We start from the raw sequence: 4,211 nt of genomic DNA on the forward strand, positions 1-4,211 counted from the left end.
TCTCCACGGCCTCGCCCACCCGCCGCGTCGCGACGGTCACCTTCGGCGCGTACTGCCCGTTTTGCGACTGCGCGTGCGCGTACACCGCGTCGAAGGCATTGCCGAGCAGGTTGATCAGCACCCGCCCCATCTCCTGCGGCATCATCGCCAAAGTGCCCACGTCCGCGGCGAAGTCCGTCACGAGCTCGGCGTTGAAGCCCGGCACGCGGGCGCGCTGCCCGTGATAGGCCAGGTTCAGGTATTCCTCGACGAACGGGTTCACGTCCACCGTCTCGCGCTCGCCGCCGCTGCTGCGGGCGTGTTGCATCATCGCGCGCACGATGCCGTCGGCCCGTTTGCCGTGCTTGGCGATCTGCGCGGCGTTGACCTTGAGGTCCTCGAGGATGGCGCGGACCTCTTCGGTGTCGCCGGCATCGAGCACTTCGAAGACCTCGTCGGCGAGTTCTTCGTTGAGTTCGGCGAAGTTGTTGATGAAGTTGAGCGGGTTCTTGATCTCGTGGGCGATGCCGGCGGTGAGTTGTCCGAGCGAGGCCAGCTTCTCCGACTGCACGAGCTGCGCCTGCGTCGTCTTCAACTCCTCTACGGTGTTGCCCAGCTTGCGGTAGGCGGCGGCGTTGTCGAGGGCGATGGCGGCGTAGGTGGCCAGCGTGCGCAGGATGCTCACGGCATAGTCGGTATAGGCGTTCTGCTCGAAGCTCTGCGCCGTGATGACGCCGACGACCCTGTCGTGATGGATCAGCGGCAGATAGAGCACCGATTTTGGCGAGCCGCCTTCCACCGGCGGCAGATCCCGGCTCACGTACTGCCGGTACTCGGTCTCGTAGTCGTTGATGATGATCTCCTTGCGGTGGTTGAAGCACCACGCGGCGAAGCGATCCGGATCGTCCACCCGGTAGAAGAAGGGACGCAGCGTTTCGCCCTGCTCCTTGCTGGCCGGGAAGTCGATGCGGCCCCGCTTTTCGTTGTAGATGCCGATGCCGAAGACGGAGGCGTCCATGAGGGCGTTGACGTTCTCGTAGACGGTGTCGATGATCTCACGGATGGAGAGCGTGGAGGTGATGGCGCGGCCGATTTCGCTCAGGCGCTCGGCCTCCTCACGGCGCTTTTGCTGGGCTTCGGCGCGGATCTCGGCCTCGCGGATCTGCGCCCGTTCGGCCTCTTTCTTTCGGAGCCGCCGTCGCTGCGTGCGGTCCACGGCGAAGACCATCCCCCCGAAAAGCAGCACGTAGCCCACGTAGGCCCACCACGTGCGCCACCACGGCGGTGTGATGACCAGCCGCACGGAGGCGCCCGCCTCGTTCCAGACGCCGTCGGCGTTCGCCGCCTTCACGCGGAAGGTGTACTCGCCCGGCGGCAGGTTGGTGTACGTAGCCGAGCGCTGCGTGCCCGCCTCTACCCAGTCCGGATCGTAGCCTTCGAGAAGGTAGGCATAGGTGTTCTTCTTCGGGTTGGAGAAGTGGAGCGCCACGTAGTCGAAGGTGACTTCGTTCCGGTCGTGGCGGAGCGTGATCAGATCCGTCTCGGAGAGGGGCTTCACGAGCGGGGAATCGGGTCCCACGGCCACGGACTCGTTGAAGAGCTTGAAATCCTCGAAGGCCACCTGCGGCGGGATCGCATTGGTGCGGAGCCGTTCGGGTGAGAAGGCCGTCACGCCCTTGCCGCTGCCGAAGTAGAGCGTGCCGTCGTTGCCCTTTCCGTAGGCATTCTGGTTGTATTCGAGCGCCATCAGCCCGTCGTCGAGGCCGTAGTTGCGGAACGTCTCGGTGTCGGGGTCGAAGTTGCTGATGCCGCCGTTGGTGCTGATCCAGAGCGTCCCGGCGTCGTCCACAACGATACCGTAAATCACGTTGTCCGCCAGCCCGTCTTTCTTCAGATAGTGCGTGGCCTTTCCGGTGCGCGTGTCGAAGCGGTTGAGGCCGCCGTTGAAAGTGCCCAGCCACAGGATGCCGGGCTCCTTTTCCCGCCCGACGATGGTTTGTATGCGTGGGTCGCTGATCGACGTGGTGTCGCGCGGGTCGTAGGCGGCGGCGCCCATGACGACCTCGCGCCCCGGCCCCGCCGAGGGATCGATGCGGAGGAGGCCTTTGCCGGCCGTACCGGTCCACACGAGGCCGTCGGGGGCTTCGTACAGGCTCAGCACCAACGGGTCGTCGGCAGGTTCGTCGGCGGTCAGCGGGATGGACGTGAACCGACCCGTGGCGGTGTCGAAGCGGTCCACGCCGCGGTTGTGACCTACCCACAGCACGCCGGGGTGAGCGACCGAGGCAATCAGGGCGAAGACCCCGCCGATGCGCCGTCCTTCGGGGCGGAAGCGCGTCACACGGCCGGTTCGGCGGTCGAGGCGGCTCAACCCGCCGTAGTTGTTGCCGGCGATCCAGAGGTATCCCTGCGCATCTTCGACGAAGCTCCAGTAGAGACCTGGCGGAAGCGTCTTCGGGTCGTTCGGGTCGTTTTCGTAGCGGATCACCCGCCCTGTGGCCGCATCGAACCGGGTGAGCCACGTGCGAACGCCGTTAGCCGTGCCCACCCAGAGCGTGCCTTCCTGGTCCTCATAGACGCCCCACACGTTTCCGGGCGAGAGGCTGGCCGGGTCGTCGGGGTCGTGGCGGAGGTGGGCGAAGTTGACCGCGCCGGGGTTGAACGCGCTGATGCCCTGGTTGGCATAGCCGACCCACATCGTCCCCGAGCGGTCGGCAAAGAGCGAGCCGACAAAGTTCTGGGCCAGGCTGTGGGGGTCGCGCGGGTCGTGTCGGTAGCGGGTAAAGGACTTTGCCTGAACGTCAAACCGCGCCAGACCGGGGCCGGGGCCGGCCACCCACAGGATGCCGGGGGCCGACGGATCGGGCATGACCTGATGGATCAGGTTTTCCGGGGCCCGGTCGGGCGCGAGCAGAAAGCGTTCATGCGTGCCCGTGTCGGTGCGGAGGCGCACCAGGCCGTTGCCCGTGGCGAGCCACATCACGTTCGGCGTCTCCGGGGGCAGATACGCGCCGATGACGTTTTGCGGGGCGCGATAGCCGGGGTCCACCGTGGGATCGTAGAGATAGCGTGTGATGGTCTCGGTCTCCGGATCGATCCGGTTGAGGCCGTTGGCGGAACCGACCCAGAGATCACCTCCGGGATCTTCGGTGATGCCGAAAAGCACATCGCTCGACAGGCTCGCGGGGTCGTCGGGGTTGTGGCGGAAGTGGGAGAAGCGGCCGTCCTCGCCGGCGCGCATGCGGTTGAGGCCGGCATCGAGCGTGGCTACCCAGAGGTTGCCCCGGCGGTCCTCCAGTGTGTAGAAGGCGCGGTCGCTGGAGAGACTGGTGCTGTCAGAAGCATCATGGCGGTAGTGTTTGAAGGTTCCGGTGGCGCGGTCCATGCGGTTGAGGCCGCCGCCTTCGGTCGCGACCCACAGGTCGCCGTTGGCGGCTTCGGTGGCGCTCCATACCCAGCTGGCCGAGAGGGAGGTGGTGTCGAACGGGGTGTTGGCATAGACCTCGAACGTGTGCCCGTCGTAGCGGTGGAGGCCGCCCTGCGTGGCGATCCACAGGAAGCCTTCGCGGTCCTGCATGATGGCGTTGCCGCTGCCCTGGGCCATGCCGTCCTCGAGCGAGAGGTGCTCGAAGCGGAGCGCCGGCGCTTCGCGGAGGGCCGGGTTGGGGAGGGGCGCTTCCTGGGCGAGTCCGGGCACGACGGCCAGACACCACGTGACCAGCAGGGCCGTCAGGAGGCGGAAAGAATGGGCCGCAGAATGGATGGACATGATGTCTCCAGGTTGAATGATGCTGAAATTCGGATGGCTGTTACACGATACCCGCCGGACGCCTTCTCGGAGCGGGAGGAGGTCCGCGCTCCGGAAGAGTCTGGGGTTCACAATGTCAGAGGTTGCCGGCCGCAACGGGGACGGTGACCACGAACGCCGCGCCCCGGCCCGGCGTGCTCTCCACCGTGAGCGTCCCGCCGTGCCCCTGCGTCACGATGTCGTGCGAGAGGCTCAGCCCCAGGCCCGTTCCCGAACCCGTAGGCTTCGTCGTGAAAAACGGCTCGAAGATCCGGGCCTTCACCTCCTCGGGGATGCCCGGCCCGTTGTCGGCCACGCGAATCTCCACGGCCTCGCCCACCCGCCGCGTCGCGACGGTCACCTTCGGCGCGTACTGCCCGTTTTGCGACTGCGCGTGCGCGTACACCGCGTCGAAGGCATTGCCGAGCAGGTTGATCAGCACCCG

2 protein-coding genes are annotated in these 4,211 nt (G+C 66.5%); both read right to left on the minus strand.

What is annotated here, in order from left to right; genetic code table 11:
• Window positions 1–3,748, minus strand: a 3,748-nt coding sequence (locus tag AC1HIY_RS15520; protein ID WP_479577713.1) for a two-component regulator propeller domain-containing protein, incomplete at its 3' end; no start/stop codon positions are given.
• 115 nt (window positions 3,749–3,863) lie between these two features.
• On the minus strand, window positions 3,864–4,211 hold a 348-nt coding region (locus tag AC1HIY_RS15525; RefSeq protein WP_479577714.1), incomplete at its 5' end, for a sensor histidine kinase.

The organism is Rhodocaloribacter sp., from assembly GCF_056451265.1.